Origin of the sequence: Brevundimonas sp., from assembly GCF_031082345.1 — a bacterium.
In the GTDB taxonomy this organism is placed as follows: domain Bacteria; phylum Pseudomonadota; class Alphaproteobacteria; order Caulobacterales; family Caulobacteraceae; genus Brevundimonas.
Genome location: NZ_JAVHLH010000346.1, coordinates 1 through 2127, shown reverse-complemented (window position 1 = coordinate 2127; position 2127 = coordinate 1). Strand labels below are relative to the sequence as shown.

The window sequence follows — 2127 nt, the reverse complement described above, 5'->3', positions numbered from 1 at the left end:
CGCTCACGCCGGATCCGCCGGCGGCAGGACCAGGGCCACCCGCAGGCCGGGGCCGAAGCCGCCGTATTCGCCGGGACCCTCGTCCAGCTGCACCCGCCCGCCGTGGGCCTCGAGCACGGCGCCGACCAGCGACAGGCCGAGGCCGGAGCCGGGTTCGGTGCGGCTGTTGTCGAGGCGGACGAAGCGCTGGAGGACGCGCTCGCGGTCGTGTTCGGGCACGCCGGGGCCGGTGTCGGTGACGGAGAATTCGATCTCGCCCGAGCTGCGGCGGCGGGCGCGCAGCATCACGGCGCCGCCGGGCGGGGTGTATTTGATGGCGTTGTCGATGACGTTGGCGAGCGCCTGGGCCAGGAAGGGCCGGTTGGCCTCGACCATCAGGCCGCGCTCGATCTCGGCCGAGAACTCGAGCCCCTTGTCCTCGCTGGCCGGTTCGTAGAGCTCGGCCATGTCGGCGGCGAGATCGGCGGCGTCGAACCGCTGGGGGTCGGGGGTGCGGCCGGCCGCGGCCTGGAGCCGGGCGATGGCGAGGACGGTGTTGAAGGTCTTGAGCAGGTTGTCGGCCTCGTCGAGGGCCAGCTGCAGGGCGTCGACGCCGGTGATCTTGCCGGCCTCGGCGTCGATCAGCGACACTTCCAGCTTGGCGCGCATCCGGGTCAGGGGCGAGCGCAGGTCGTGGGCGATGGCGTCGCCGGCGTGGCGGATCGAGGCCATCGACGCCTCCAGCCGGTCCAGCATGGTGTTCAGCCCCGCTCCCAGCTCGTCGAGCTCGTCGCCGGAATTGCGGACGGGGGCGCGGGCCTTGAGGTTTCCCTCCTGCACCGCCGTGACGACCTTGCTGAGCCGTCCCATCGAGCGTTCGAGATTGCGGCTGACGAGGAAGCCGCCCGCCAGGCCGAGCAGCAGCACTATGCCCATGGCGCCCCACAAGGCCTGGGTCAGACGGGCCAGATAGGCCTCGGCGCCGCTCATCGACTGACCGACGAACAGTGTGCCCCCGCCCGCCAGCCGGGTCTGGACGCCGCGCACCTGGGGCCGGCGGACCCGGCCTTCCGCGTCGGTCTCGGTGAAGGGAAAGGTGACCCACTGCTGGTCTTCTTCCAGCGTCTCGATCGGAAAGAGCGTCAGGCTGCCCGCGAACCAGCTGCCGTCGTCGGGCTCCAGCCGGTAAAGGAACGTGCTGTCGCGCAGGGTGCGGTCGATCACCTCCCGATTCAGGGCGTCCAGCCCGCGGGCCTCATAGATGCCGGTCAGCACCTTCATCTCGCCGCGCACTTCGCGCTCGGCCTTGGCCTGGGCCTCGGCGGCCGAGGCGAAATAGACATAGGCCAGGATGGCGCTGGCCGCCGCCGCGAACAGGGCGAGGAACAGCAGCGTCAGCCGGAAGGGCGTGCGGCGAAGGAGGGAGGGGAGTTTCATCGGGAGGCGTCAGGCCTCCAGCCGGTACCCCGCGCCGCGGACCGTCTGCAGCATGGCGTGGTCGAAGCCCTTGTCGATCTTGGCGCGCAGGCGGCTGATGTGGACGTCGATGACGTTGGTCTGGGGGTCGAAATGATATTCCCAGACCTTCTCGAGCAGCATGGTGCGGGTCACCGACTGGCCGGCGTGGCGCATCAGGAACTCAAGCAGCTGGAACTCGCGCGGCTGGAGGTCGATCTCCTGGCCGGCGCGATGCACGGTGCGGGCGATCAGGTTCATCTCGAGGTCGCCGACCTTGAGCATGGTGGCGACCGAGCCGGTCTCGCGGCGGCGCGACAGGGCCTCGACGCGGGCGATCAGCTCGGAGAAGGCGTAGGGCTTGACCAGATAGTCGTCGGCGCCGGCCTTGAGCCCCGCGACGCGGTCGTCGACCTCGCCCATGGCCGAGAGGAACAGGACGGGGGTCTGGTCGCCGTCCTTGCGCAGGGTCTCGACCATGCCGATGCCGTCGAGACGCGGCATCATGCGGTCGACGACATAGACGTCGTAGCCGCCCTTCTGCGCCTCCAGCAGGCCGAAGGCGCCGTCGACGGCGTGGGTCGGTTCGTGACCGGCCTCGGTCAATCCGCGGACCATGGCGGTCGCGGCCTCAGCGTCGTCTTCGACCACCAGAATGCGCATGGAATCAGCCCTCAGATGCGGAATCGCCGC

At 70.2% G+C, this 2127-nt stretch carries 2 protein-coding genes; both read right to left on the bottom strand.

The window, feature by feature from the left end; all coding sequences use genetic code 11:
* Positions 1 to 3: 3 nt before the first annotated feature.
* Positions 4 to 1416: a HAMP domain-containing sensor histidine kinase gene (locus RDU12_RS15105; protein ID WP_308685452.1), complete on the bottom strand. Its 1413-nt coding sequence runs from the start codon at positions 1414 to 1416 to the stop codon at positions 4 to 6.
* A gap of 9 nt (positions 1417 to 1425) precedes the next feature.
* On the bottom strand, positions 1426 to 2097 hold the full coding sequence (locus tag RDU12_RS15100) for a response regulator transcription factor (RefSeq protein ID WP_259548316.1): 672 nt from the start codon (positions 2095 to 2097) through the stop codon (positions 1426 to 1428).
* Positions 2098 to 2127: the final 30 nt, after the last annotated feature.